Annotated in this window: 20 protein-coding genes, 1 tRNA gene and 2 pseudogenes; 6 read left to right on the top strand and 17 right to left on the bottom strand. The window is 63.9% G+C overall.

Going from position 1 to position 26,355, the window contains the following annotated elements:
• Positions 1 to 137 precede the first annotated feature (137 nt).
• Positions 138 to 1,403, top strand: a complete 1,266-nt coding sequence (locus FMQ63_RS24680; protein WP_011552016.1) for a hypothetical protein — start codon at positions 138 to 140, stop codon at positions 1,401 to 1,403.
• A gap of 23 nt (positions 1,404 to 1,426) precedes the next feature.
• Positions 1,427 to 2,041, top strand: coding sequence for a polysaccharide biosynthesis/export family protein (locus tag FMQ63_RS24675; RefSeq protein WP_011552015.1), 615 nt, complete (start codon positions 1,427 to 1,429; stop codon positions 2,039 to 2,041).
• 8 nt (positions 2,042 to 2,049) lie between these two features.
• Here FMQ63_RS24675 and FMQ63_RS24670 read toward each other — a convergent pair whose 3' ends face one another.
• The 6 genes from FMQ63_RS24670 to FMQ63_RS24645 all read right to left on the bottom strand — a co-directional run bounded on the left by FMQ63_RS24670 (position 2,050) and on the right by FMQ63_RS24645 (position 8,388).
• Positions 2,050 to 2,871 carry an inositol monophosphatase family protein gene (locus FMQ63_RS24670; protein WP_011552014.1) on the bottom strand — a complete coding sequence of 274 codons (822 nt, stop codon included), beginning with the start codon at positions 2,869 to 2,871 and terminating at the stop codon, positions 2,050 to 2,052.
• Positions 2,872 to 2,882: 11 nt separating this feature from the next.
• On the bottom strand, positions 2,883 to 3,440 hold the full coding sequence (locus tag FMQ63_RS24665; protein WP_020478548.1) for a TlpA disulfide reductase family protein: 558 nt from the start codon (positions 3,438 to 3,440) through the stop codon (positions 2,883 to 2,885).
• Position 3,441: 1 nt separating this feature from the next.
• Positions 3,442 to 4,914, bottom strand: a complete 1,473-nt coding sequence (gene mpl / locus FMQ63_RS24660; RefSeq protein ID WP_020478549.1) for a UDP-N-acetylmuramate:L-alanyl-gamma-D-glutamyl-meso-diaminopimelate ligase — start codon at positions 4,912 to 4,914, stop codon at positions 3,442 to 3,444.
• Entirely contained in the window at positions 4,907 to 6,088 is a 1,182-nt protein-coding gene (locus tag FMQ63_RS24655; protein ID WP_011552011.1) for a serine hydrolase, read from the bottom strand. Before FMQ63_RS24655 ends, mpl begins: the two co-directional genes overlap by 8 nt.
• On the bottom strand, positions 6,085 to 6,996 hold the full coding sequence (locus FMQ63_RS24650) for an LD-carboxypeptidase (RefSeq protein WP_011552010.1): 912 nt from the start codon (positions 6,994 to 6,996) through the stop codon (positions 6,085 to 6,087). The genes FMQ63_RS24655 and FMQ63_RS24650 overlap by 4 nt, the downstream gene beginning before the upstream one ends.
• A gap of 108 nt (positions 6,997 to 7,104) precedes the next feature.
• A complete protein-coding gene (locus tag FMQ63_RS24645) occupies positions 7,105 to 8,388 on the bottom strand; it encodes an RsmB/NOP family class I SAM-dependent RNA methyltransferase (RefSeq protein ID WP_011552009.1) in 1,284 nt (427 codons plus the stop codon).
• 51 nt (positions 8,389 to 8,439) lie between these two features.
• Here FMQ63_RS24645 and FMQ63_RS24640 point away from each other — a divergent pair.
• A tRNA-Asn gene (locus FMQ63_RS24640) sits at positions 8,440 to 8,512 on the top strand.
• A gap of 696 nt (positions 8,513 to 9,208) precedes the next feature.
• On the opposite strand, the gene FMQ63_RS24635 is transcribed toward FMQ63_RS24640, so the two are convergent.
• The 5 genes and pseudogenes from FMQ63_RS24635 to FMQ63_RS24615 form a co-directional block, all read right to left on the bottom strand.
• Positions 9,209 to 12,991, bottom strand: coding sequence for an ATP-binding protein (locus FMQ63_RS24635; protein ID WP_011552008.1), 3,783 nt, complete (start codon positions 12,989 to 12,991; stop codon positions 9,209 to 9,211).
• Positions 12,992 to 13,583: 592 nt separating this feature from the next.
• Positions 13,584 to 15,377: a DUF2326 domain-containing protein gene (locus tag FMQ63_RS24630; RefSeq protein WP_011552006.1), complete on the bottom strand. Its 1,794-nt coding sequence runs from the start codon at positions 15,375 to 15,377 to the stop codon at positions 13,584 to 13,586.
• Positions 15,364 to 15,612 (bottom strand): ABC-three component system middle component 8, encoded by a 249-nt coding sequence (locus FMQ63_RS38775; RefSeq protein WP_074960235.1) that lies wholly within the window; start codon positions 15,610 to 15,612, stop codon positions 15,364 to 15,366. The genes FMQ63_RS24630 and FMQ63_RS38775 overlap by 14 nt, the downstream gene beginning before the upstream one ends.
• On the bottom strand, positions 15,596 to 16,558 hold the full coding sequence (locus FMQ63_RS24620; RefSeq protein ID WP_011552005.1) for an ABC-three component system protein: 963 nt from the start codon (positions 16,556 to 16,558) through the stop codon (positions 15,596 to 15,598). The genes FMQ63_RS38775 and FMQ63_RS24620 overlap by 17 nt, the downstream gene beginning before the upstream one ends.
• A gap of 413 nt (positions 16,559 to 16,971) precedes the next feature.
• A pseudogene (locus FMQ63_RS24615) lies at positions 16,972 to 17,154 on the bottom strand (hypothetical protein); the annotation flags it as partial.
• A gap of 398 nt (positions 17,155 to 17,552) precedes the next feature.
• On the opposite strand from FMQ63_RS24615, the gene FMQ63_RS24610 reads away from it, so the two are divergent.
• The 3 genes and pseudogenes from FMQ63_RS24610 (at position 17,553) to FMQ63_RS24605 (ending at position 19,297) form a co-directional block, all read left to right on the top strand.
• Positions 17,553 to 18,233, top strand: coding sequence for a hypothetical protein (locus FMQ63_RS24610; RefSeq protein ID WP_020478551.1), 681 nt, complete (start codon positions 17,553 to 17,555; stop codon positions 18,231 to 18,233).
• 364 nt (positions 18,234 to 18,597) lie between these two features.
• Positions 18,598 to 18,711 (top strand): annotated as a pseudogene (locus FMQ63_RS38770) (hypothetical protein); the annotation flags it as partial.
• Positions 18,712 to 18,793: 82 nt separating this feature from the next.
• Complete coding sequence (locus FMQ63_RS24605; protein ID WP_011552002.1) at positions 18,794 to 19,297, top strand: IS5 family transposase; 504 nt, start codon at positions 18,794 to 18,796, stop codon at positions 19,295 to 19,297.
• Positions 19,298 to 19,397: 100 nt separating this feature from the next.
• On the opposite strand, the gene FMQ63_RS37550 is transcribed toward FMQ63_RS24605, so the two are convergent.
• The 6 genes from FMQ63_RS37550 to FMQ63_RS24580 form a co-directional block, all read right to left on the bottom strand.
• Positions 19,398 to 20,504 carry a hypothetical protein gene (locus FMQ63_RS37550; RefSeq protein WP_167545714.1) on the bottom strand — a complete coding sequence of 369 codons (1,107 nt, stop codon included), beginning with the start codon at positions 20,502 to 20,504 and terminating at the stop codon, positions 19,398 to 19,400.
• A gap of 151 nt (positions 20,505 to 20,655) precedes the next feature.
• Positions 20,656 to 20,877, bottom strand: coding sequence for a hypothetical protein (locus FMQ63_RS24600; RefSeq protein WP_011552001.1), 222 nt, complete (start codon positions 20,875 to 20,877; stop codon positions 20,656 to 20,658).
• A gap of 231 nt (positions 20,878 to 21,108) precedes the next feature.
• Positions 21,109 to 21,564, bottom strand: coding sequence for a SitI3 family protein (locus tag FMQ63_RS24595; RefSeq protein WP_020478554.1), 456 nt, complete (start codon positions 21,562 to 21,564; stop codon positions 21,109 to 21,111).
• A gap of 67 nt (positions 21,565 to 21,631) precedes the next feature.
• Positions 21,632 to 23,263, bottom strand: a complete 1,632-nt coding sequence (locus FMQ63_RS24590) for a SitA3 family lipoprotein polymorphic toxin (RefSeq protein ID WP_233768490.1) — start codon at positions 23,261 to 23,263, stop codon at positions 21,632 to 21,634.
• Positions 23,253 to 24,518 carry a hypothetical protein gene (locus tag FMQ63_RS24585; RefSeq protein ID WP_020478555.1) on the bottom strand — a complete coding sequence of 422 codons (1,266 nt, stop codon included), beginning with the start codon at positions 24,516 to 24,518 and terminating at the stop codon, positions 23,253 to 23,255. The genes FMQ63_RS24590 and FMQ63_RS24585 overlap by 11 nt, the downstream gene beginning before the upstream one ends.
• 867 nt (positions 24,519 to 25,385) lie before the next feature.
• Positions 25,386 to 26,342 carry a DUF2381 family protein gene (locus FMQ63_RS24580; protein ID WP_011551998.1) on the bottom strand — a complete coding sequence of 319 codons (957 nt, stop codon included), beginning with the start codon at positions 26,340 to 26,342 and terminating at the stop codon, positions 25,386 to 25,388.
• Positions 26,343 to 26,355: the final 13 nt, after the last annotated feature.

Here is a 26,355-nt window from a genome sequence, read left to right as displayed (position 1 = left end):
CACCTCCCGCCAGCCCCGTCCGATAACCCCGCCAACAAACGTTCGGTCCGGCCTGACCCGCATGTTATGACGCCGCCGGCCGCAAGCACGAAAGGTGAGAGGAAATGCGCCTCACACCTGGGAAGCCCTTCTGAGCCATGAAGCAGCCCGCGACATTCTGGGGAGGACTGGGTGCTCTGGCGCTGCTCGCGCTGGGCGGCACGGCCTCCGCCCAGGGCATCGCGACGCCTCCCACCGGGGGTAACGGCTTCAAGGTGGGTAACGGGCGGCTGCACCCCTACTTCGACCTGGAGACGCGGCTGGACAGCGGCGTGGGCTACTTCTCGCCCACCTCCAACTCGGAGCCCAACAGCGACCCGGTATCGGCCAACCTGGCGAGCGACGTGGCGCTGCGCTTCCGCCCTGGCTTCCGGCTGGAGATTCCGTCGTCCACGCTGGCGTTCAACCTGGGCGCCAACCTGGACTACGTGTTGTACACGGGCCTGGTGACGAAGAACTCCAGCGCGGCCTCGCGCATGGAGGGCGCGGCGGACCTCAACGCGCGCTTCAACCCGGACGCTCCGCTGACGCTGGAGGTGTCGAACCAGTTCGCGCGCTCGGACCGCACGCGCACCGCGGCCGTGGGCGTGGGCGTGCTCAGCCTCTTCAATGAAGCGCGCGCGAAGGCCCCGTGGCGCCCCGGCGGCGGCGCGCTGGAGCTGACGCCCAGCGTGGCCTACGCGGTGGAGTTCTTCCAGCCGCTGAGCTCGGTGAGCCCCGTCGGCTGCACCGAAAGCGTGTGCGACCCGGCCGCCGTGGAGCGCTTCGACTACGGCAACCTGCGAGTGGGCGCGGAAGGCCGCTGGCGCTTCCTGCCGAAGACGGCGGTGGTGCTCGACACCCACCTGGACGTGCGCAGCTACTTCAACGACAGCACGCCGGGCGCCTCGCTACTGCGCGTCATCGGCGGCGTGGCGGGCCTCGTGTCCCCCAAGGTGGCCGTCACGGCCAAGGCGGGCTGGGGCCAGAACTTCGGCAGCACCGGCGGCGGCACCTTCCTGGGGCAGTTGGAGGGCACCTACCTCTACAGCCCCACCCTGAGCTTCAAGGCGGGCTACCTGCGCACCCTGGAGCCCGTGGCCGCCTACGGCTTCTTCACGGACAACCGGGGCTACGGCGAGGTGCGCGCCCTCTTCGGCGGCAAGCTGACGGTGTCCGGCGGGCTCGCCGTGGACTTCCTGCGCTTCGACGGCGGCCGGAATGACACCGTCGTCGGCGTGAATATCGGCCCGGAGTACCAGTTCTACCCGTGGCTGACGGGCGCTGCAGGCTACATGCTGGGTCGCCGCTCCTCCTCGGTGGATGGCGGCGGCCTCAACTACTCGCGGCACGAGGGGTACGCCCGCCTCTCCGTGACGTACTGAGTGAGCGTCTGTCCCTCCTGGAGATGACCAGCTTCCGCGCCGCCCTCACCGTGCTGTCCCTGATGACGCTGCCCGCCTGCTTCGGCACGTCGCAGCGCCCGCCGCCGCCCGCTCCCACGCCCGCCGCGGAGGCGGAAGCCGCGCGCTCCAGTGGCGGCAAGCTGGGGCCCGGAGACGTGGTGGAGGTGCGCGTCTTCCAGGAGCCCGAGCACTCCGGCACCTGGCGCTTGTCCAGCGAGGGCACCATCGACTACCCGCTGTGCGGCAAGGTGCCGCTGTCGGGGACGACGCCCAGCTCGGCGGCGGACCAGCTGCGGGACTGCCTGGCGCGCTACGTGCGCCGCCCCCAGGTATCGGTGCTCATCCGCGAGTACAACTCGCAGAAGGTGTTCGTCTTCGGCGAGGTGCAGAAGCCGGGCACCTTCCCCGTGGACAACGAGATGTCCATCGTCCAGGCGATTACGCTGGCCGGCGGCTTCACCAAGCTGGCGGCGAAGAACAACACGCTGGTGACGCGCGTGGTGGACGGGCAGGAGCGCAAGATTCGCGTTCCCGTGGAGGACATCGGCGTGGGGCGGGAGAAGAACTTCATGCTCCAGCCCGGCGACATCGTCTTCGTGCCGGAGAGCTTCTTCTAGCCTGAGCCTCAGCCGCGCGGAGGCTGTTCGCGCAGCCCGTCCACGAAGCGCTTCGCCTCGGACAGCAGCGCCGGGGCCAGCGCGGGCGCGGAGGCAATCACGTCGCCGCGCAGCACGTCGAAGGGCTCGCCGGAGATGTGACGGATGACGCCGCCCGCCTCCTCCACCAGCAGCGAGCCCGCGGCGATGTCCCACGGCTTCAAGCCGAACTCGAAGAAGCCGTCGAAGCGGCCCGCGGCCACGTAGGCCAGGTCCATGGCGGCGCTGCCCGTGCGGCGCATGCCCTGCGCGTGGAGGATGAGGCGGGTGAAGAGGCCCACCGGCCCCTCCGGGCGTTCGCGCACGTCGTAGGGGAAGCCCGTGCAGAGCAGCGCCCGGTCCAACGAGGACACGGTGCTGGCGCGCAGCGGACGGCCGTTGAGGGTGGCGCCCTGCCCGCGCGCGGCGGAGAACAGCTCGTTTAGCATCGGGTCATAGACGACGCCAGCCAGCACGCCGCCGGGGCCCTCCACCGCCACGCTGACGCAGAAGTGCGGCACGCGGTGCGAGTAGTTGGTGGTGCCGTCCAACGGGTCCACCAGCCAGCGCAGGCTGTCGGTGCCCTGCGTGGCGCCGCTCTCCTCCGCGAGGATGGCGTGGTCGGGGTGGCGCTCGCGGATGAAGGCGAGCAGCGCTTCCTCGGAGGCCTTGTCCGCGTCCGTCACCAGGTCGATGCCACCCTTGAACTCGATGGTGCGCTCGCCCAGGAACCGGTCCGCGAGGATGCGGCCAGCGAGCCGAGCCCCCTCCTCGGCGGTGCGGCGCAGGCTGTCGGGCGAATCCTGGGACATGACGCTCTCCTCTACGGGGTGGGCTCGGCGAGCAGCGCCTCGAGCTCCGTCTGGTACTTCGCGAGGAACTCCTCGGCGAAGCCTTCATGGACGTGGCGCACCATGCCCTTGCGGTCGATGAAATACGTGGTGGGCATGCCCCGCACCTTGAGGGTGCGCTCGGCCACCTGGGCGTTCTGGTCCAGGAGGATGGGCAGCGTCACCTTCGTCTCCGCCAGGAAGGCGGGGATGGCGCGCGGGTCCTCGTCGATGTTGAGCGCGTACACCTTCAGGCCCTGGGCTGCGTACTCGTTCGCGAGGTCCTGGTAGTAGGGAAGCGCGTCCTTGCAGGGCTCGCACCAGGTGGCCCACACGTCGAGCACCACCACGCTGCCCCGGTCCGAGGCGAGGTCATACGGCTCGCCGCCGGGATAGCGCTTCACCTGGAAGTCCAGCGGCTGCGAGCCCTTGAGCCCGCTGCGCTGCGAAGTCCCCTGCCCCTCTGGCCCCAGAGGCGGAATGGCGGGAGCGCTCGCACAGCCGGACAGCGCGAGCGCCCCAACGACGACGGCGAATGGCAGGCGCGGCATGTCAGGCTCCCTTCTGCGCCCGGGCCGCGAGGGCCGCGAGCACCTTGTCGATGAAACCACCAAAGGCCCCGTTGCTCATCACCAGCAGCACGTCGCCGGGACGGGCCTCGCGGGCGGCCAGGTCCACCAGGGCCTGCACGTCCGTGGAGCCCTCGGCGGGAATGCCCTGGGCCTGGAGGTCGGTGATGAGCTTGCGCACGTCCAGTTCCTCGCCCACGGGCACCTTGTCGTGGCGCTCGGGCACCTTGAGGCTGGCGCGGGCCGCGCCGGGGAAGGCGTGGGCGTAGTCCTCCTGGTGGATGTTGCGGCGGCTGGTGTTGGAGCGCGGCTCGAAGATGGCCCACAGCCGCCGCTCCGGGTAGCGGTGGTGGATGGCGGCGATGGTCTCCCGCACCGCCGTCGGGTGGTGCGCGAAGTCGTCAATCACCAGGACGCCGTCTGGCTCGCCGCGAATCTCCTGCCGGCGCTTCACGCCGCTGAAGGTGGCCAGCCCCTGCGCGATTTCGTCGAAGGTGAGCCCCAGGCCCTGCGCCGCGGCGATGACGGCCAGCGCGTTCTCCACGTTGTGCGCGCCGCCCATGGGGAGCTGCACCGTGCCCTGCACCTCGCCGCGCGCCACCACGTCGAAGCGCGCGCCCTCCGGGCCGAAGGACAGGTTGCGCGGCGTGTAGTCCGCGTCCGCGCCCTCCTTCGCCACGTACGTCACCACGCGCCCCGGGCAACCCTCGCGCGCCAGCTTCACCGCGTTGGGGTAGGCGGCGCAGACGACGAGCTGCCCGTCCTGGGGGATGAGCCGGACGAACTTCTCGAAGGTCGCCTCGTAGTGCGGCAAGTCGCGGAAGATGTCCGCGTGGTCGAACTCCACGCTGGTGAGGATGGCGGTGCGCGGCCGGTAGTGGAGGAACTTGGAGCCCTTGTCCCAGTACGCGGTGTCGTACTCGTCGCCCTCGACGACGAAGTGCGGCCCCTTCCCCACGCGGTAGTTGCCCGCGTAGTTCTGCGTGACGCCGCCCACGAGGAAGGACGGGTCCTTGCCCGCCGCCACCAGTACGTGGGCCATGAGCGAGGACGTCGTCGTCTTCCCGTGGGTGCCGGCCACGACGACGGAGTGCGAGCGGTCCAGGAAGAGCGAGCCCAGCGCGGCGGGGAAGCTCATCTGCTTGAGGCCGCGCTCGCGCACGGCGGTGGCCTCGGGATTCACGCGGCGGATGACATTGCCGATGATGACGAGGTCCGGCTTCGCCGCGTCCAGGTTCTCCGGACGGTACGGCGTGGCGGCGGGGATGCCCCACGTCCGGAGCATGTCGCTCATGGGCGGGTAGACATTCTCGTCGCTGCCGGTGACGTCGTAGCCGGCGGCCTTGAGCATGCCGGCGAAGGAGCCCATGCCCGTGCCCGCCACGCCCACCAGGTGGATGCGGCGCACGCTGCCGAGTTCGAGGGTGTCGAGGACGTTTCCGTTGTCGTCAGCCATGGTGTCCCTGCTTCGTTTCAGTGAGCTCGAGCGCCTCCACGACGAAGTCATGGAAGAGCGGTCGGAAATCCCGGATGCGCGTTTCCTGGCGGCCGTTGGCCACGCGGTTCGTCACCAGCGCCACCACCAGCGAGCGGCGCAGGTCCACCCAGAGGCTGGTGCCGGTGAAGCCCAGGTGCCCCACCGCGCCCGGCGGGGTGTCGCCAATGTAGTGCCCGGCGCTGGACACGCCCTCGGAGGGCGAATCGAAGCCCATGGAGCGGGTGCTGGCCTGCACCTTCGGGTCCGTGGCCAGCGCCCGGTGCCACAGCGGCCCCGGCGCGATGATGGCCCCACCCGCGCAGCCGTCCAGCACGGCCTGGCCGAAGCGGGCCACGTCCACGGCGGTGCCGAAGAGGCCCGCGTGACCGGCGACGCCGTCCATCACCCAGGCGTTGTCGTCGTCCACTTCCCCCAGGCGCGTGGGCTGGGTGGGCACGTCCTTCCACAGCGTCTCCTGCCCCGGAGCGGGCTCGCGCGGGCGGGTGGCGCCGGTGGGCGCGGGCATGGCGTCCGCGGGGAAGTCGGTGAGGCGGTGGAAGCGGGCGCTGAGGCCCAGGGGCTCGGCGACGTGGCGGGAGAAGAGCGTGTCCAGCGGAGCGCCCGCGGCCCGCGAGAGGATTTCGCCCAGGAGGATGAAGCCCACGTCGCTGTAGGCGGCGAGCGTCTGGGGCTCGGCGGCGAGCGGCGTGGCGGCGGCGGCCTGGATGACCTCGTCGCGGACGCGTGCGCGCAGGGCGGAGGGACAGTCCGCGTCCAGCAGCTCGGGGTGCGCGGTGAGCGCCTGCGCGAAGAAGGGCACGAAGGGCGGCAGGCCGGAGCGGTGGTAGAGCAGGTCCGCCACGGTGACGCCCGCATCGCCCACGGGCGTGCCCGGGAAGTAGCGGGACACCAGCGTCTCCGGCCCCACCTTCCCTTCCGTCCAGAGGCGGAGGAAGAGGGAGGTGGTGCTGATGACCTTGGTGAGCGACGCCAGGTCGAAGCGCGTGTCGCCGGAGACCTTGCCCGCGACGCCGCCGAACACCTGGGCGCCCCGGTGCAGCACGACGGCCTGGGCCGAGGGGAAGACGCCCAATTCACAGGCGTCATCGAGGACCTTCTGCAGAATCGCGATGGGGTGGGTACCGCCACTCATGCCCGCACGGCTCCTTCGAGGAAGGTGAGGCGCGCGGCGTCCGCGTCCAGGCGGACCTGGGTGCCGAGCGCCACGGGGTAGTTGATGTCACCGTGGCCGATGGGGAAGCCCGCCGCGCAGGGGAGGCCCGCCTCGCGCGCGAGCTCACGGAGCACGTCGGCGCTGGAGTAGTCCGCGCCCTTCTCCTCGCACCCGGTGAAGTCGCCCAGGACGATGCCTCGCACGTGGGAGAAGACGCCCGCCAGGCGCAGGTGGGTCCACATGCGGTCGATGCGGTAGGGACGCTCGGTGACGTCCTCCAGCAGCAGCACCGCGCCGTCGAGCGGCGGCATGTACGAGGTGCCGATGAGGCGCGACAGCACGGACAGGTTGCCGCCCACGAGGTGCCCCTCCGCCATGCCGGGCACGTAGGTGGCAGAGCCCGTCAGCGGGGGCGGCGCCTCGGGGGACTCGAGGAGTCGGAACAGGTACTCGCGCACCGCGGGAGGCTGCCGGCCGAGCTGCGTGAGGACGGGCCCGTGGAAGGAGACGCGCCCCAGCGCCTGGAGCGCCCCATGCACGGAGGTGAGGTCGGAGAAGCCGATGAAGGCCGCGTGCGAGGCGTCCGCGAAGGGAAGGTCCGGCAGGAGCCGGGCGCTGCCGTAGCCACCGCGGGCGCTGAAGATGGCGCGGGCGTCCCGGTCCAGCAGGGCGCGCGACAGCTCCCCGCCCCGGCGCGCGTCATCCCCCGCGAGGTAGCGGTGGGCAGCGAAGATGTCGGGGCCGTGGACGGGGCTGTAGCGCTCCGCGATGACGGCCAGGCCGGCCTCGAAGCTCGGGCGGTCGAAGGGCCCGGAGGGGGCGACGACATGCACGGCGTCGCGAGGACGGAGCGGAAGGGGCTTGAGCCAGCGCACGGGGCGATTCATAGCACCCGGGGCCCGAGGGGCACGGTGATTCGAGGCCCGGGCGGGCGAAGCGTTGAGTTCCCCCGTCCGTCGGGACACGGACACTGCGACCGCCTGTCGCCCCTGCCCCTACCCTGCCGTCCGCTCCAGGACCGCCGCGAAGAAGGCGTCCGTGCCATGCCGGTGGGGCGCGACGAAGAGGAATCCGTCGCGGAGACACGCGTCGGAAAGCCACCCCGCCCCGGGCCGCACGAGGCGGAAGTCCGGGCGCGAAGCCAGGAAGGCGGCGACGACGTCCTCATTCTCCGCGCGGTTGACGGTGCAGGTGGCGTAAACGAGCCGCCCGCCGGGCCGCACCAGGCGTGCCCCACGCTGGAGAATGTCCTGCTGGAGCGCCGGAAACCGGGTGAGCACCTCCGGCTGGATGCGGAAGCGCTGGTCGGGGCCCCGGCGCAGGGAGCCCAGCTCCGAGCACGGCGCGTCCACGAGCACCCGGTCCGCGTCCAGGCTTTCGGGAAGGCTCCGGAGCACCTGGACTCGGGTGAGGTGGGCCCGGGAGGAGCGCTGGAGGAGCCGGTCGAGCCGCTCGGGGTCCGGGTCATAGGCCAGGAGCCGCCCCGAGTCCTTCATGTCCGCGCCCAGTTGGAGCGTCTTGCCGCCCGCGCCGGCACAGAGGTCCAGCACCGTCTCCCCGGGCCGGGCCTCCACGAGGAGCCCCAGGAGCTGGCTGCCCTCGTCCTGGACTTCGAACAGCCCCTCCTGGAGGGAACGGAGCCCATAGAGGTTGGGCCGGGGACCCTCGATATGGAGCGCCAGCGGGCTCCAGGGCCCCGGGCGCGTCTCGACGCCCTCGGAGCGAAGCCGCTCGGCAAGGGCCTCCCGCGAGGTGCGCAGGACGTTGGCCCGGAGGGTGATGGGCCCGGGGACGTTCAGGTGGGCGCAGAAGTCGTCGGCCTCGGGACCGAACTCCCGGGCGAAATGGTCGGCGAGCCAGTCCGGCAGGGAGGCGCGGAGCGCGAGCGTGGGGGGCGGCGCCGAAACCAACGGGGGCGGCGCCCCATCCCCGAGCCCGGCGAGGGCGGCGGACTCCACAGCCGGGACGCCCGCGAGGCCGTGCATCAGGGCATGGAGCAGGAAGAGAGGAGCGGCATCCTCGCGGCCCAGGAGGAACCCGAGGCGGCGCCGCCAGAGCCCGACGTTGAAGACGGCCTCCTTGAGGGCCAGGCGCTGCTCTCGGGTCAGGGAGCGACGGTCGCGGAGAGTACGGTCGAGCACCCGCTCAGCGGCGGAGCCGGCGAGCACCTGGGCGATGGCATCGGCCGCCACGGGGCCCAGGCCGGCGAGTGCGGACCAGGGCTGGAGGTGAAGCCGGGAGAGCGGATCAAAAGGGACTGTTGACAGAGCGGGCACCATTCTCTAGAAAGCGCCTCATCACGGCAACGCGGTTCCGCCGTGAGGACATATTCCCCGATAGCTCAGCCGGTAGAGCGGGTGACTGTTAATCACTAGGTCCGTGGTTCGAGTCCACGTCGGGGAGCTGAACGAAGGGCCCTACCAACCGGTAGGGCCCTTTTTTTTTACACGGGCCTCGCGATGAATATCGCGGGGCCTTCGTGCTTAAGCCCCTGAATCACAAGGGATTCTGGCCCGCGGTGCTGAAGAGGGCGCTCTCGGCTCTCGCCATCGCAAAGCGAGATGCCCCTCTTCTCCACCGCCGATTGGGGTCTCTGAAGCGCTCTTTCGCCCGTTTTGGGGAGAGAGAGGCCGAGAGCGGTTAACAGGTGCTGTTAACTTTTGGGGAGGCGGTTAACAACATTTCCATGGAGACCCGCTCTTTCCGCTCTGAGGTTTCTGGGAGGGCGTCTCTCTCTGGTTTTGGTTGCGTCTCTTACCTGCTTTGCTGGTCCCCAAAGAGGCGGCGCAAGGTCGGGTGGAGCCTTCCCCATCAACACTCAAAGTGAAGACACTTTCGGAAGCCTTGGATCAGCCGCCTCCGCCGCTGTTTCACGGGGGGCTCGTCCGTCACGCGAGGTGGACGGACCTCCCTTCCAAAGCCATCCGAGAGACTCCGAGAGCCCCAAGACTCCGCAGAGCCCCCTGCCGCATCGCGGAACTGCCAGGCCCTTCAGGGAGAACAGCCTCCTCCGGCCGGATTTGAATACGCTGCTCGATCACCTACTCCACTGGCGCTGAGGGAGCGTTTCACCCGGGACGCACGCAGTGCGTCCTGGCCCTACTCGGACGAACCTTTCGGCTTGTCCGAGGCCCGCCCCGTCGCTCGGTGGATGTAAGTCCAGTCCTCCCCGTCGATGACGCGCTCCTCGCGAAACAACTTCGTCCGTCGATTGAACGCGGCGTCGCGGGCTGCGCTGACCTGCTTCTGGAGGTCCTTTTCGGAGCCAACCTGCTTCAGGCGCTCCAGCACGAGGTCGTGAGTCCAGATCAGGCGAGGCGTTTTTTCAGGAGATGAATAAGTCACCGTGACGAGCTCGATGAAGCCTTCGACTGATTCCCGAAGTTTGAGCATCGCCACGAGAAAGGTACTGTCGGGCTGGACCCGAGCCAGAACCATGCTGAAAAGAGATTCGCCCTCGAAGAGTTTCGGCGGGCTCCAGAATCGACACAGCTCCTCCAACTGATCGGCGAGTCGCTCGCTCCAGATGGCCCGCTGTTCGTCCGAAGACCCTTGGTGCCACAACGCCGACCAATACTCATGGAAGTCCATGTTGATGGTGGCCGTCAGGCTCATGAGCACCTCAAAGAGCGGCTGCAGATCCTCTGGTTTTGTCCCCGCGCACAGAGACTGCCACTGCTGCAGGAGCACCTCAGGCGCCTCGTCTCCCACGGAGTACGCGGCGCGCCAGGCGCTCTCGAACGCCGCGTGCGTTGGCAGGGAGCGGACGTGACCAGCCGCGGCGCGCCAGACCGGGTGGATGCCGCCCTGCAATCCCAGCCACCACAGAGGTTGCGGATTCCCGAAAGAGACCTCGAGGCAACGCATGAAGGTTTCCGGTGAAACGATCTTCTCCAGCTCCGCCGGTGACAAGCCGAGCCCATCCGCCCGCCCGCAAATCGCCTCCACCAGAGAGGGAGGCACGAACCGACTCGTCAGGGCGACTGCGCGGATCCACTGCCGATCCCCTCGCGCCTCGTTCACCAGAGCAAGCACGGCATCACGCTCGGCAGGCAACAGGTTGTCCCAGTGCTCGATGAATGCCCTGACGTTAATCAGCGTGAACCCGGTGTCCTCGTGCTGCAACAACTCGGGGAGCAACGACCCACGCTCAGTCGAGTCCGTTGGAACGACCTCGAGCAGGAAGTCAGCGACCGCGAGCGTGTCCCCGGCGGGGAGCGTTTCCCTCAAACCCCTCTTCACCCAACGGAGCCAAGCCCAGCAAATGTTACGCTGGACATCCTGGGACAGATACTTCCGGGCGTTGTGGAAAAACCCGTAGATGGTGTCCTCGCCGAGCGTCAAGCGAAGCGGCGGCGCGGCGTCCAGAACCGTTGGTAGCAGCGCGCCCCACAGCCGCCACCGCTCGCCCTGGTCCTTGGCTGATCCCTCTTCACCTTCGAACTCGAAGTGCCACATCATCCAGGAGATCCCCGCAGCGCCGATCGGGACGGATGCCGCCCGCGTGAGTCCCTCCAGGAAGAATTGCCGCAACTCCGGGGAATAGGACGGCCAGCTGAGGATCGCTCCCTTGAACGCGGCAGCGAGCACGAGCGGGTGGTCACCAAGTATCGCGTTCCACGTTCTCTCCGATTCCTGCGAGGCGAGCGACATATACCGCTTCGCGGCTTTCGCTCGGATGAAGACCTCCGGGAAGCGCAGGCCGTGCTCAACCACCGCAAGGGTGGTGGGACCTTGGAGCGCCCTCCACACCTTTTCGGGTGTATCAAGCTCGGTGGGCGAGAGAGCATCGCCCCCGTGCATTTGGTCGCGGAACATCTCGTCCCAAGACCTGTGCGGCGGGAACCACGCCTGCCCTCCATGAAAGGACACCAAGGCGCCACTTCGTCCGCCGTTGGCGAGCCATCTCCAGACCATCGCTTGGTCGGATTTGTCCAACCGCGAATGTTGAAACAGCAGGAACAGGAGAGCTTCGTCCGAAACCGCAGGAAAAATTGAGTGCAACGCGTCGAGCCCGATCCGAAGAAGCCGCTGCCGGTCGTCCTCCGCCGTGTATTTCTCGAACAGGCGCGCAAGCCCCCGCGTCGCCGTTGGCGCGGCGTTCACCCCGAGCCCCGCAGTGGCCCGCTCCAGCATCGACCATAGGTCACGCCGTTGCCCTTGGGGCAACGGCGCCAACAGACTACGGGCGGCCTCCTCGTAATCCGGATGCGCGAAGAGGAGGAGATCTCCGTCGCGGCGGATCCAACCTCTGCGCTCCAAGTCATCGAGAAGATCGGAATACGGCTCGGGCAACCGCGGCGGAGGCGAGTAGGTTGGAAAGGGGGGCTCGCTCTCGGACGAGAGGAGTCCGCCGACATTCGACTTGTCGAGCCCCGGCCGGTCTTTTCGGTCCGTCATGAGAAAGGCTAGGTCATCCAGATGGATTGGCCGCATCGCGGTCGTGCTGATGCCGAGCGCACGCACGAGCCGGGCCATCTCCGCCGTGGGACGAACCTCGGCCGCCAGCGCGATAGCGTTGACACGCGCTTTGCTGTCCAAGTCCTCCAGGCGTGTCTCGCCTTTGGGAAAGTTGCGGGCAAGGTGCCGCAGTTGCCCCGGCTGCACGAGGAAGTCAGGAACGAGTGCGCGCAGGTGTGCGGAGTACCGCTCGCGCTCCACCTCAGAAAGTCCGGCGAGTTCCGCGTGCTTCTGCCAGATCCGGTTCGCGAGCGCGGGATCCCGAACCGTGAGATCTACCCAGGGGAACCCCTCCATCGGAGTCGGAATACCGTCTGCGTCCAGCATGTCGCGCAGCGACTCCTTTGACGCTGTGACAATGAGCAGGCAGTGCTCCGGCAGCTCGCGGATCACCTGCTCCACCGCCTCCCAGGTCTGACGGACGGTTCCCGACGCGGCCGCCTGCTCGAATGCATTTTCGATGATGAACAGGCGATCAAATTCACCCGCAAGAAGAAGGAAGCGGGTGGCCTCCTGAGGATCTCCCCGCCGGATTTCGAACCCCCGATTCTGCTGAGCTTGGGCGAGCCACTTGGCAAGGAAGGTCTTTCCGCACCGACTTGGGCCGGTGAGCAGAAGAACGCGCTTGTCCCGCAGCCTGTCGAGCAGCGTCCTCTCTTCCGGCCTCTCGATGTGCTCCGCCTCTTCGTTGAAGACGCGCGACCCGGCGCTCTCATACAGAATCTTCCGGAGCCCGGGGGCCACGTCATCGCGGTCGGGGACCTTCTCACGGACGTAGTCCACCATCCGCCGGAACACATGGTCGGCCTGGCTCGCCGGCACGCGATTCAGGACGAGCAACCGCCGGCATTCGGCCTGGATGCGCTCGCGCGTCACTCCCTCGAAGATGTGGATGCGCCGTGTGAGCCGAAAGACATCGTTGTAGTTCAGGCTCAGGGTCGAACGATGGGTGAGGCGCTTCTTCTCCAGATCGGTTCCTGCCGGCAGTCCGGTGACGTCAGAGACCTTCCGCAGGAACTCACCCGCTTCCGCTCGTTCGAGCCCGCGCTCACGCTCGCCTACCGTATTCGTGCCGTCGGAGACCAGCCGCCGGATGGAATCGGTGCACCGCCCACCCGCGACAATTAGCGCGCTGCTCTGCGGATTGGAGAGCAACCGCTCAAGGAGCGAATTGGAAGCCTCTCGGTCGGGGAATTTCCACAGCCACTCCAGCAGAAGGGTAAGGTCCAGGTCACCTCGCTCGCTCTTACTCTGGATTTCCACCTTCCAGGATTTGGCCGGAAACGTGGCTTCCGCATCCTCGCCCCCTCGCGGCTCATTCACCAGCGCCAGCGCAGGCTCTTCTGCATGGAGCAGAAAGAACCAAACGCCCGCTTCGTATTGGTACGTATAGGCGGAAGTGCTCGTGATGGGGATCGACATTCGGGTCTTCGTCCGGGCAGCAGATTAGGTGGCAGCTTCGCTTGCGCGCCATCCGGCAACTGCCTGGCGCGCGCTGGGCGACAGCTCTCAATTCAGGGCCAGTACCGCTCCACCTCATGGAAGAACTGGATGAGCGAGTAGTGCAGAAGCGACAGGCAGGACTGCATGTACCGGCGGGCGCGGAGGAGAAGACGAAAGCGGTTGATGAGGAGGCGCCTGACTCATGCCGGGATGATGCCGCCTTCCCTACTCCCCTCGTCAAGCCGCTACTCCGGCTCTTGGTGAGTCTCTCTCTCTGAGCACCGAAGACTGCCTCAAAGAATCGCGCCACGCCCGCGCCTCTCTGCCTCCACTCGCGGGCAGAGACTCTCCAGATGGCGCTTGTCCACAGCTTCGGGGGCCGCGCGCTCGAAGGCAGAGTGCAGCCGATTGGTCCATACCACTCAGGGGTTAGGCCCAGCGTCGAGTTACTCCATGCATGCAGCGCACCGAGCTCAAGTGTGCCGTCCGAGTCCGTGCGAAAATCACGATCATTCGCTTGGGTTCCAGATAGTCCCAAGCCTCTTCGCTTTCGTGCTACACGCACGCCCCACTACCAAGCAGCCATCTTGAAAAGCCGACCTTCAGGTCCTTCATCATGGAGCCTGAGTACAATTTCCCCGTCGGCAAACATTGGCCCATCGCTCTCGGCTCTCGCCGGAAGCTCAGAATCAATAAGCGTGACAACAAATTGAAGTCCAATATTCGCATACTTGCGCATAACCGCAAGCAAGTTGGTCTTCTTCCGGTCATCTAGCGACTCAAAGACCCCATCGTGATACACGAACCGAGGCGCCCTTTTATCGAGACCAGCGCGAAGCACCGCCATATCGAACGCGACGCACAAGAGCTTTCTGTAGGTATGCCCCAAGTCAGCACTCGTCGCGTTGCCAGACTCATCAAGAATCTCCGCTCGAAACTCCAGGTGCCCTTGCTGGTTCGGAGCGACACTGAGAAGCGCTTTACGGTCGATAACGTCTTCGACGATTTCGCTAAAGTAAATACGGATTGACGAAAACAAACTATTCCCATCCGAGTTCTGCACCTCAACGTCCTTTTCGACCTCAGTTTGCAACCGCCCCTTCTCATCAGTAAGGGTTCGAATCTCTGTACGCATCTCCTGCAGACGATGAAGATAGCCGCGCTGGCGCTCAAGCGACGTGATGTCCGCATTCAAACCGACGAGTTCCTCGGAGACCCGTCGATATTTCGCGAAGACATCAGTACCCGTAAGAAACGCCAGCATCTCAGACCGTCGCCTTCCAAGTTCAGCGAGCTCGGCCGCCACCCTCTTCAGCGAGGCTTCAATTTCAATTCGTTCTTCTTGCAGATATTGTCGGCGCTCGTCGGTGATCGCCCGATTAAACGAAATCAACTGCTCGTAGTCCTTCTTCAACTGTCCCGGAAACGTCACTCCCACCTCAGCAAAGAGCCGCTGAGCGTCATCCGGATCAAAAAGGACTTGTTCCTCTTCCAGTGACGCATCGATTTTCCTCTTCGCATGCGCCAGCGAATAGCGCTCAGCATTAAGCACAGCGATTCGCGCATCAACATCATCAGCAATAGCTCTAGTTCTCTCCTTGTCCGCGCCTCGAAAATCAAAGGCATTAAGCAGCCCTTGCTTCTTCTCGGCCTCCTTCTGCTTCAAGAGGAGCATCCCCTCAACCTTGCTAACATCCTCAACAGAGCTACCGATCTCCGCTCGAATGGCCTGCACGGTCGATTGCTTTTCAGAAAGCTCTGCCTCTTTTCTATAAAGCCCCTCAACAAATGCAGAATTAAACCCAAGGACATGAGCAAGAAACGGCTTCCAGTCCACATGTTTATGGCCGTTTCGAAGCTGAAAAACATCACGGTAGTCATCCTGAGTCCTCAGCAAATAGCCAAGCGCCCTCCTATAACTCCACGGACTAATTGCTCGCAAATCCAGAATACCATCAAGCAAGTCCTTCGCTCGCTCGAAAGGAACATCAACATGGTCCCATTGCGCAACTGGCAACTCCGCATAGTTCTGCGAACGAGCATGATGCCGTTTGAAGGCAACTTTCGTAGGCTCACTCACACCGCGCCGCACCGTCACATATGAACCGTCGAGCAACTCTATTTCGATCAAGAACACAAAACCATCAAACATCTGCCGATGCTTAAAAAGGAAGAATCTCGGATCCCGACCGGAGAGCAGACAAAAATCCACAAGCCGCCCCAACGTGGTCTTGCCCAGATTGTGCGTATCCTTCGTGCGATTCTGCGGCAGTCGAATTTCCGCAAATACAACACTCAGACCAGGCAAGAAATCAACTGGCCCAAAAACAGCCGGGCGATTCGAATAAATCCTAGAGAGTTTCATTGGATCCTAGGTATTCGATTGAGTCGTTCTTGGGCCGGTACTCAATAAGTCCGAGCAAGAACAGCAAATTGAGGGCAGGCAGAACAAGAACATCGCTTCCAGCAACGACCTTGTTAACGTGTTTCCGCAAAGCATCGTACTCCTCAAACCGCTGCGTCTTCAGTCGCCGCAGAAGCACCAACGACACTCCGACCACCGTCCGATCTGGGTGCGAATGTTTAGTCGGTCGAATCATCGCCACCTGTTGTACCAATGTCACAATGCCAATACATGTAAAACAGCATAGCTCGCGTCAATCGCTTATTCGACCGCAGCACCGGATCCCGCCCAAACAAGAGATCGGTAAGATATTCGAGCACGTCATCAAACGACTGATGAGATTTTCTCTTGGCGGTAATTTTGAGCTGAAACTCCATCACCACGGTCTCATAGAGTCGACGCAATTGTAAGTTTTCCGGGGCTGCAAGGAACGCTTGAATCTGCGTGGTATCCTTCAGGTAGTTTCGCCGTTGCTGTCGAGCGTAATCCTCCGACATATTGTTGAGCGAGTTCTTGTCCGCATAGGACACGCGTGGCGTCGGTGGACTGTCGACGGCGGCCTGAATGACTTGTTGGTTACGGGCGAATGCCTCTACCAGTTCCGCTAACTCGTCGGGGCTGACTATGAGTGGCGAATCAACGGGGTCGATGTTCGCCAGTGTTGCGACCTGCGGAAAGGTCTTGAGCCACATCTCCAGTTGCTCAACGCCGCACAGATAGAGCGACCCGTGAGGAAGGCCGCACTCCCTAGAAAGGAGCCCACGAATCGCCTCGTCGGCGTTCCCAGCCAATCGACGATTCGAAAAGAGCATATAGTGGTCGAGTGCGTTCGCCGCCCTAAGGCTCTTGATTCGAGGAATCTCCTTACCGAGCACAGTTTCGGTCGTCGCTTCGCCGAAGAAATCCGCATCCGAGAATGTCTTGTTGACTCCATTCGTGTGCTTGGCCTGCACGATAACAGTGCCGCGCCAAGGCGCTGACCTACTTGGAAGCAATTCTGCCGTGCCTATGAACTTCGCGTCCCGCCCCCCGTCGGGCCCCTTCGAAAAACCCTGTACAGAGATACCGAGCAACTGTTGACAAAGAAACACTACAAGGCTCTCAAACTGCTCCGGACTCAGGTCGGCATAGGAGTACTTCACGATTATGGCCCTCAGCGCTTCTCCCGAATATCCAACGACAGCCCCGCCCCCTGCAGCTACTAGGCACATTTGCTGTGAGACCGTGCCTACAAAAATTCGACCACTGCGGCATACATACAGTCAAGGCCGCCGCCAAGAGGCGAGCCACGTAGGGAGAGGCCATGCGCAAGACAAACCGGCCAAGGCTAGAGCCAGATGGGCCCAGACACAGCCGACACCATGTAAATCCTCGTTGCAGGACTGATAGCAGAGCCCGTCGGCCCCCTGGACGGAGACCGACGGGTCCTGCACATGGGTATAGCCACACCCAGCAATAGGCTCATGCCCGGGGTGCGGCGATACCCATGCGTACCGCTATCGCCGTAAACCGCGCTCCGGAGGCCTACTCAGCACACGGTCGGACCAAGGCCCAGTCAGGACCGGTACCGCTCCGCCTCATGGAAGAACTGCGTGAGCGAGTAGTCCAGCAGCGCCTGGCGGGACTGCAGGTAGCGGCGGGCCCGGAGGAAGGGCAGCCAGACGCGCTTTCCCACGCGCACCTGGGACTCCTCCATTTTCGCCCGCAGCACCCACGTTCCGCCCAGCCGCCGCACCAGCGGCACGACGTCTGGGTAGTTCCACAGACCCGAAGCGGTGTGCCCGGCGATGCTCTCCTGCTACACCTATTCGGAAGTCTCCCGAGGTGCACCGCAATGAGTACCCTTGCGAGTCCAGGCTCCACGGTCACTACATTGAGTAGGGGAGTTCGTTCGAAGGCAAAGAAAACCGCCCGGTCCGTACCACCACAGGAGGGCGACTGCAGTCCATTCCGAGCTAAGATGTAGCCCTGGGGAGTCACACATCACTCAGCTTTGTGCGGGCGCCATGAAGTCGCTGGAGTGGCCCCTCGATCACCTCAGCTCGTGGAGCGTCCCCGGCAACTTCCCGGCCTTGCCATGTGGACCATCTTTTACATGCTGGCTATTCTTGGCGGCACACGCGCCAAGGAGGGCCCATGAAAGACCTGATCACCAGCTTCACCTCCCCAATTACCTCGGCGGATGATGCGGATAAGGCACTCAAGGACGCATCGAAGGCACTCTGGTTCATTGCCGGTCTACAGACGCTCGCATTGCTGGTTTTGGCCTTCCTGGCGAAAGGTGACTCCGCCAAGCACATCGGCGGTCTCGTGGACGCCCTAATACTTGCGGTCGGGGCATACTTCCTACCTCGTCGTCGGAGTCGCGCCCTTGCTGTTGTGGTGCTGCTGCTCGCGTCGGTCGGTTTGGTGACGACGGTGCTCAACCGGATGGGTGCGTCCCTTTCAGGGGGCCGCAATATCTGGTTGGGGCTCGCGCTCGTTGCGATCTCCGTCTCCGGTGTGCGAGCAGCCTTCGCCTACCATCGCTACGTTCCTTCGCGCGCGCAACTGGGGAACATCGCACTGGTAGTCGTTCTGACGAGCGTTTACGCGGCCATTACGCTGGTGGCCACGCTTATTGTGGCGGCCGTCCTTGGACTGTCGGATGATCAAGCCAGTATCGCCGCCGTGCTTACAATGGTGGCAGTGCTGACAGCGGGCTACGCAGGCACCCTGCCCTTTGTCAGACACCGCCCCTTTGCCATCCCAGCTCTTACAGCACCTAACGAAAGTGCAGACCGGGCTGTTCAGCCGCAAGGGCCATCTCCAGCCTGAGGAACATGGTCCGCGAACTCGTTCCCGACGCCACCTGGCAGCTCGTGACACCGCTGCGACTCTTCTTCGGCCCAAGAAAAGCTGGGCCGTCTTCGGGCGAATGACAGCACAGCGCATCGGCCACGTCCTTCACTCAGCGCCACAAGTGCTCCTTCCGCACGCCCTCGCCCGGCTACTTCCAACAACTTAGCTGTCTAGAACCGGTCTCGAAATTGAGCGAGCAGGCATGAGGGCGAATGCCGGGCTGCTAATCGACATGGAAGGGATGGCCATGTTCGAAGCTGACCGGTAGACCTGACTTATGAACAGTGGAGTCTGATTGAGCCGCTTCTTCCCGCGCGGAAGTTGAAGCGGGAGGACCGGTCTGGGCGAACGCCCACCCCCTCACGAGCGCTGTGGGACGGAATCCTGTGCATTCTGCGAACCCGGGGCGCAGTGGTGCGAGCTGCCGCGGGAGAAGTACCCGCCCTACAAGACGGTCCACCGCTGGTTCCAGGGCTGGGTGCGGGACGGTACTTTCCGCGCCGTCCTGCGCGCCTTGGCCCTGGACCTGAAGGTGCGTGGAGGCTTCGACCTGGAGGCGGGCTTCGTCGACGCGTACTTCGCCTCGGCGAAAAAGGGGGGCCCTGCGTCGGCAAACGAAGCGGGGCAAGAGGACGAAGGTCATGGCAGCTGCAGACGGCGCTGGTCTTCCTCTCGCCATTGGCACGGCAAGCGCTTCTCCCCACGAAACCAGGCTCCTCGAAGCCACTCTCGACGAAAGCCTCATCGACGAGCTTCCCGAGCGGCTCATCGGCGACAAACCCTATGACGCTGACAAGCTCGACGAGCGACTGTGGCATCAGCGGGGAGTGAAGCTGATTGCCTCGCACCGCCGAGGCCGCAAGACGAAGACGCAGGATGGGCGCGAGCTACGTCGCTACCGTCGACGCTGGAAGGTGGAGCGACTCTTTGCCTGGCTCCAAAACTTCCGCCGTCTCGTCACCCGCTACGAGGTGAAGGTGGAGAACTTCCTCGGATTCCTCCACCTCGGCTGCATCCTCATCCTCTTGAGGCAATTCTGAGATCACCTCTACGCTCGAACGCCCCACACATATCATGCTTTTGTTGCGCGCTTCATTCCCCGAGGCAATACCAAGCACTCCCCAGACACCCCAAAAATCATTAATATTCAAAATTATTATGATAATCACCTCTCAACGAAACTCGCTTAATGAGGCGTTCAAGCTCATCGGCGGACTGAGCCGCGGCGAAATACTCCCTGCAGCTTTGCTCATCATAAGCGACATCGAGCCCCGCTTCGGCCCAACGCCAGCCGCCCCCTAGCTTCTCGCGCAGATAACCGTCGAACCGATCAAGAGCCGCACATATCTCCCAAAATGAAGCATGTCCAATAGGATTAAAAACAAAAGAAAATCCGTCGCCATGCCGAGTCATTCGAGCAGGAAGAGCAGCCACATCCGGCAGATGAAAGTACAGAGAGCCAACTCCTGGCTCGAATCCTCCATGCGCCAACGGATTTCGCAAGGCATCTCGAATGCGCCTAATCCGTTCGTACAGCGAACTTGCAGCCGGATCTGCCTTGAAGTCAAAGAGGCGATGAATCTTCCTTGACCACTTCTCAGCAATAAAACTCATGAGCTGACCACCTCCTGGCTCGAACCCCAAGAACGGCAACGAAAGCACCAACACATGCTCAGCTCTACTGAAATAGGCATTCATCATTGCCTCAGCGTAGTACCCGCCTTCTCTTGCCGCCCTCCACGGGGCACGCAACTCGGCAGACAGCCATTTCTCATTGCCTTGACCATTGGCTGCCGGCAGCGATTCGGGAGGCCCATACACCTCAGCAGCCTTTGCGCGAAAGAACTGATACGTCCGCTCAAAATGATGAAACCTATTGGCGATTGTCACCCTGCCATCGCGCGCCTGTTCCCGAACAAACGGTTCGAGGTACTTCTCAACGATCCGAACCGACTTCTCAATTTTCCCCAAAACCTCTCTGACTAACGGCGACCCCTCTGGGTGATTAACCTGAGTCGTCACCGTGAAACCGAACTTCCTGAGCGACACCGAAAAGAACGCCTCCTCGTATTCAAACGAAACTCCCCATCGAGTCTTCTCCCAAGGGCCGAGCGCCTCCAGGCCAAGGACATCTCGCAGAACAAAGAGCACAAGTTCCGGGACTGGGAACTGGTCATTTGCCTTGAACTCAGTGAAGTGACGATCCTTCTCATAGTCTTTCGGAAGAGGCTTCAGTTTCTTCAGCATCAAAGCAACTCTCTTACGAAGTTCGTCAGCAATCATAACTCGTGGACCTTTGCGTTCCAGGGGACAACCAGCATCCTAAAGTATGCATCGACCTCGCCACAAACTCTGTGCCCCTGATCACCGCCCTTCACATGTACTTGAGCGCCTACCGCTAGTCAGAACTGGTGCAGTTCCACCTCGCGAACGAGTGCGTGTGCGCGTGTTCCGGCAGAGCTTCGCAGAGTTGCATGTACCGGTAGGCGCGAAGGAAGGGCAGCCAGACGCGCTTGCCGACGCGCACCTGGGACTCCTCCAGCTTCTTGCGCGGTATCCACTGCCCGCCCAGGCGCCGGACGAGCACGTTGCCCAGGTAGGCCCCCACCGCTGGCGTCACCCGCTCGTCGATGAGCTCCCGCTCGTGTCGCTCCCGGACTGTGCTCCGCAGTCCTGTCCTGCTTCGATTGCTTCTTCACATCCACCTCACGAGAAGAGGCTATCAGCCGGCGAGGAGCCTCAAGAAGTTCCGCAACGGAGGACAAGCCTCTTTGTGGTCAGGAAATGCCGGATTGCGCCCAATTTCAATAAAGGGCGTGGAGCATCGCGGGCAATGCGACGGGATTGCGCATCAGAGCAATGGCGAATTTAGGGGCTGGATTTTGTAGGGAACACTGATCTCGTTCGCCAAATGGAGGCCGTCTGTCCAGTTTCCACGGTCGGCGTTGAGCGTTAGAACGCCCCCGATGCGCTGCAAAACGATGTGCTCTCCATTGAAAAGGAGGACACCATCGCGGCCGTGCTCAAGCAGGAGCAATGATGCGCGCAACATAGTTCGGCATCCGGCGGCATACTCAGGGCTGTTGGGATTGAGCCTGAAGCCGACCAGCATGCTGGGCTTGAAGTGGAAATCCTCCTCAAACAGGGACCGACTCTCCTCATCGAGATTAATGGCCCAAATCCATAGGGCGGGTCCAATCAAATGAGATTCATCGCCCCATGAAAGACAAAATTGGTCGGCAAGGAGGCGAAGAGCCTGCATTGGCGCCATGTCGGTTTCAAACTTAAGCCCATTCTCAAGACCCATGACATACTCCTATCGGACAAGCCTATCTATCATCAACAACAGCCCTATTGAACCCCGAGCACCTGCTTCAAGGGTAAATCAAGGAGACCTTCCCGTCTTTGATGCCCAATACTTCCTTCAGCCCCTGAATGGGATATTTAAGAAACTGCTCCCGAACCTCGGCGACTGGTACAGGAGTGTCCTCCAAGTTCATGACAATTCGATCCGCCTGCCCTGACTCCACTTTGGACTCCCTGACGTAGTCCCACATGTTTCTCACTCTCCTCCCATTTGGAGCATAGCAGTCCGCATACTCTCCATTGATTCTATAGTCAGGCTCCTTGCCATTGGGCTTTGGAGCCGGGTTCTGCTCAACGTGATATCCATTTTCTGCGAGAATCTCGGCCGACTCATTCTCTCGCTGAATGGATTTAATGTTGGCTGGATCCTTGTCATGCGGCCCTGGGGTGGTTTTTCGTCCTGTAAGGCTCCCCTTGAGCTTTGGTCCACCGCCACTTCCTGCCGCCTGACTGAGGACAACGATGGTTCCAACTCCTGCCCCCACTACTGTGGCCATCTTCCCAACCGGCACCGCGACACGCTGAATCGCCAGGGCGCCCTGGGCAGAGAGAGAGAGGATGGGCACCATGGCTTCGGCGCCGCCCATGGCGCTTGTCAGAGTGCGCGTGACGCCGTTGGCGGAGCCCCCGGCAATCAACAGGGTGGTGCTCAGCTTGGCCACTGCCTTCATCTGCTCGCCGGCCGTCATGTACCGGAAGCGCTCCCAGTACTCGGGGGAAGACGCAATGAGGGCGGCCACGCCCGCGGGCAGATGTCGCAACGCGAGGATGCTGTCCGTCGGATACGTGAAGAGGTGGCCCAGGGCGTGGTACAGCTCGACAAAGGCGTCCTCCGCACCGTCTAACGTACGACTGACGACGTCCGCGTCGTCATACACCTCTGCATATGCCCCTTCGTTCAGCTCCCGGAATTGGGCATCAAGGAGGCGGAAGATGCCGCCTTGGCTGCCGTAGAAACGGCCCAACTCGAAGCCGTGCGCGCGGAAGGCCCCGTCCTTCCACGCCACCTCGGCCACCCTCTGCTGGGTGCGCCCATTGCGCACCCACGCCAGGTAGCCGTCCGGTCGAAGTACTGCTACGCCCTGGAAGCGCGCTACCCGGCGCAGCAACTCGGCCCGGGACACCTCTCCGCCCTCCAGCACCTCGCGTAACAGGTGGCCCACGGCCATTCGAGGCGGGAAGTTCCCTAGCGTCACCGGAGTCTCCACCAGCAATGCCAGCAGGCGATCCGCTTCTTCTGGGGTGAAGGGGTTGACGCGCGGAGGGAGTACGTCGGTGTCGCCGAGGCCCGCCAGCACCAACAGCTTTTCGAAGGCGTCCACCTCCAACATTCCTGTTTCCACCGCGAGTACGGCCATATCGGCTGGAGAAGCCGCAATGACGGCTGTACCCATGGAGGCGCGCCCTGGGCGGCGACGACGAAGCCGCGCTTCCTCGTCCTCATCCGTCGAAGCGGCGGCGGACGAGGCCACCAGGTACGTATTGCCCGCACTGCTGCTCAACGTTCCGGCGTGCGACACGCGCGCCCCCTGGCCCAGCGCCACTCCATGGCCGGACAGAGGCGTCAGCGTGGCACACCCAGACGCCAGCAGCAGGGTGCCCCACAGGGACACCCACTTCCCCAGAGACTCAGCGGCCATTGTCCACCCCCATGCCGAGCGACGCGAATGCCCCCGGACGTAACGGGCCTTCCGCCGTGGGGTACAGCAGTGTACCGCCCTGCCCGAGTGCATAGAGTCGTCCCCCCCAAAAGCGCCAGCGCACCTCTCCAGAAGCCAGGTAGCGGGCCCACGGCTGACGCATGCCCACGGCCAGTCCCTTCACCGCCACCTCCAGGTTGCGGTGCAGCAGTTGCACCGCCAGCCGTCCGTCCACATCCACGCGGCCCCAACTGAAGGCCTCGGCGCCCATGGAGAGGTGCAGGTGGCGCTGCAATACCTCGCCCAGCAACACCGCGTCCCATGCCACCATGGCTTCCGCATACACGGAGTACCCTTCCGGGAAGGACGCCTGGGCCAACGGCAGGCCCGAGGTGCCCGCCGCCTGCAACCGCGCCAACTCGTAGTCCGCGCCGAAATAACCCTGCCGAAAGCCTCCATGCTGCCGGCGTGCCTCCAGCCGCAGCCGCAAGTCCAGTGTCGGTGTCACCGCGTCTGCACCGACGCCGGCCACGGCGCCCCAGGCACCTCCTGCACCGGGACGGCCGCCCCATCCGGCAAATACGTGCATTTCCAGGGCGCGCCGCCCCTTGCGCTGCACCAGCACCACCGCCGTCGCGTCCAGGTGCGCCAGCGTCACCTCGGCCGACTTCACCTCCCCACGTCCCCAGTCATGAATGGCGGAGAGCGAGAGGGTGTAGCGCCCCGGCTGCTTCGGCCGGCCGAAGAGGACATGCTGCACGTCCAACTCGAGTTCCCCACCCATGAGACGGGCTCCCAGCACATCAGAGGAGAATGCCTCCATGTACAGAGGCCCCAGCGTGCCGGTGAGGAGGGCACCCGCAGGGTGGTAGTCTGGGTTCGTGCGGTTGGAGTAGCGCTGCACCAGGTGCCCGGATACCAGGTGAAAACCCTCCATTGCCCCCACCCACAGCGCGACGGGGGATGTGTCCGCGCCCAGCTTGAGGGCGCGCACCAACTGGCCCCAGTCCGACAGGCTGTCCCAGTCCTCCTTTCGAACCAAGCCCGCCCCTTCTCCCCCTCCCCACATGCGCAGCCGCACTGGCGCACCCGCGTTGAGGCCAAACTTCTCTCCGCCGTCTATCACCAGCGTCGGTTCCAGTTGAATGAAGCCCTCGTCCTCGCCAACACCTCGCCTGGGCAGTAGCGTCAGCGTGGTGGCCTCCAAGCGCAGCAGGTAGCCCCACCTCGCAGCCGAAGGGAGCAGGACGGGCAACTCGTCAGGGGCAGGGGCAGGGGCCCGGCCTGGCGGCGTCGGCGCGACCTCAGATGGCGCACCTCGCTCAGGTGGCCTGCTCTCGTCAGGACGCGGATGTAGAGTGCCCTCCTGCATTCCGGCGGGCATGGTCACGTCCTCGCCGGCCTGAGGCTCCGCGAATTCCTTCGCCCACCCCATCCCGGGCAATAACAAGGGCAGCATCAGCGTCGCGGCCCAACATCGACTCAGAGACATGTGCACCTCCTATGAAACTCCCCGTTCAGTCGGAAGGACGAAGTTTCCCCGACAGGTCCGACAGGGCGCCGAGCCACGGGTAGATGCATTGCACTGAGGTCATCACCGACACCTTGACCGCGATTGGTCATGGGCAGACGTGTCACGCCACGGCACCAGGAAGCCCCGGCCCTTCCCAACAGCAGGCACACGTGTCACGCCACGGCGCCAGGACGGTCCGGCTCCGCTCATGACTCCAAACGTGCAAATAGAGATGACTGAGGAAGGGCTCCTCAGCGTCCGTCAGGCACGCAGCCCGATGACGGCTACTCGGCGCACGATGACCGTCAGCACGTGCCTCACATGGCAGTGCGGGAGGTCCTCAGCGCAGCGCGAGAGCCCAACGCCTACTTCGATGCGGGGTTAGGAAGGTGGATCAAGCGCGTCGCCCTCCGGACGCTCTCCACAGCCACCAAGGAAGCGCGCAGCCGCGCGCATGTACGCAGCACAGTGGGGAACACATCGCCCTCCAGGGAACGCCAGAATGGACTACACCATTTAAATACAGTCCATTTGACCCTGGAATGACATTCGCACAAGCTCACAAACGCCGGAAACCCATGAAAGGGCTTGGAGGCAGCGCTCGCTGGGTTAAGGGAAGGTGACGTTGCCCAGGGTGACGGTGCGGGGGCCATTCGCCTCCCACAGCTTCAGGGTGAAGGGGCCTCGGATCGAAGCGGGAGTACCTTGCGCTTCAACAACCACCTGCCGGAGCACCCCGGGGGCGGCGGGTTCGGCCTGCCACACTTGCAGCACCGTCAACTCTTCGCCTGACTTGCCTCTCAGCGACGCCCCGCTTGCCGTCCACGGCTGCGCCCCCGGCGGAGCCTCCAACCAAACCTCAAGCGCAACTCGCTCGAGGGAGCGATAACTGTAGGCGTTGCGCAATGCCAATGCGCTAGTGGGCGTGCGAACAACAGAACTGCTCAGGTCGCGTGCCTCCACGCCCTGCCGCGCCATCACCTGTGTGGAGATGAGGCCTGTCAGCCCTCCTGGAGCACCTCGTTCAGCTCGGAGTCGATTGAGTTCATCGCGCAGTCGCTCCGCCTCGGCCCGCGCTTCCCGCGCCTCCTGCTGGTACGACTCTACCGTCCGCCGCCTGCGAGACACTTCCACGACAGGCTCAGCCTTCGCAGGATGCACATTCAACAAGAAGGTGGCGCTTGCCGGGACTGCGCCATCCTGGAAGTGCACCGTAAGCCGGAGTCGCTCGTTGGGAGAAAGACGATCCGACGGCACGAGCCTCAGCGTGGCGGTGCCAATGTCCACAAGCGAAAACCGCTCACGCCCTTCCAGATCAATGCGCTCGCGCCTCAGCTCCGAATCAAAGTAGAGGCCGGTTGAAAGCCCAGGACTCACCTCGACTTCGACCGCTGTTCGAGAGTCCTCTGGCACCAACTCGACACGACGAATCACGCTATTCGCTGCGGAGTTCGCCGATTGGGCATGAGCCACCCCACCCAGAATAAGAAGACACGAGCAGAACCCCGCAAACGTAGAAGACACGCAGTTGATGCTCCGTAGCGTGACCAGCCCCAATGCTGGCAACAGCAGTTCATGA

The sequence above is a fragment of the Myxococcus sp. CA005 genome, from assembly GCF_006518205.1.
GTDB classification, from domain to species: Bacteria; Myxococcota; Myxococcia; order Myxococcales; family Myxococcaceae; genus Myxococcus; species Myxococcus xanthus.
This window is presented reverse-complemented; position numbering and strand designations above follow the sequence as displayed.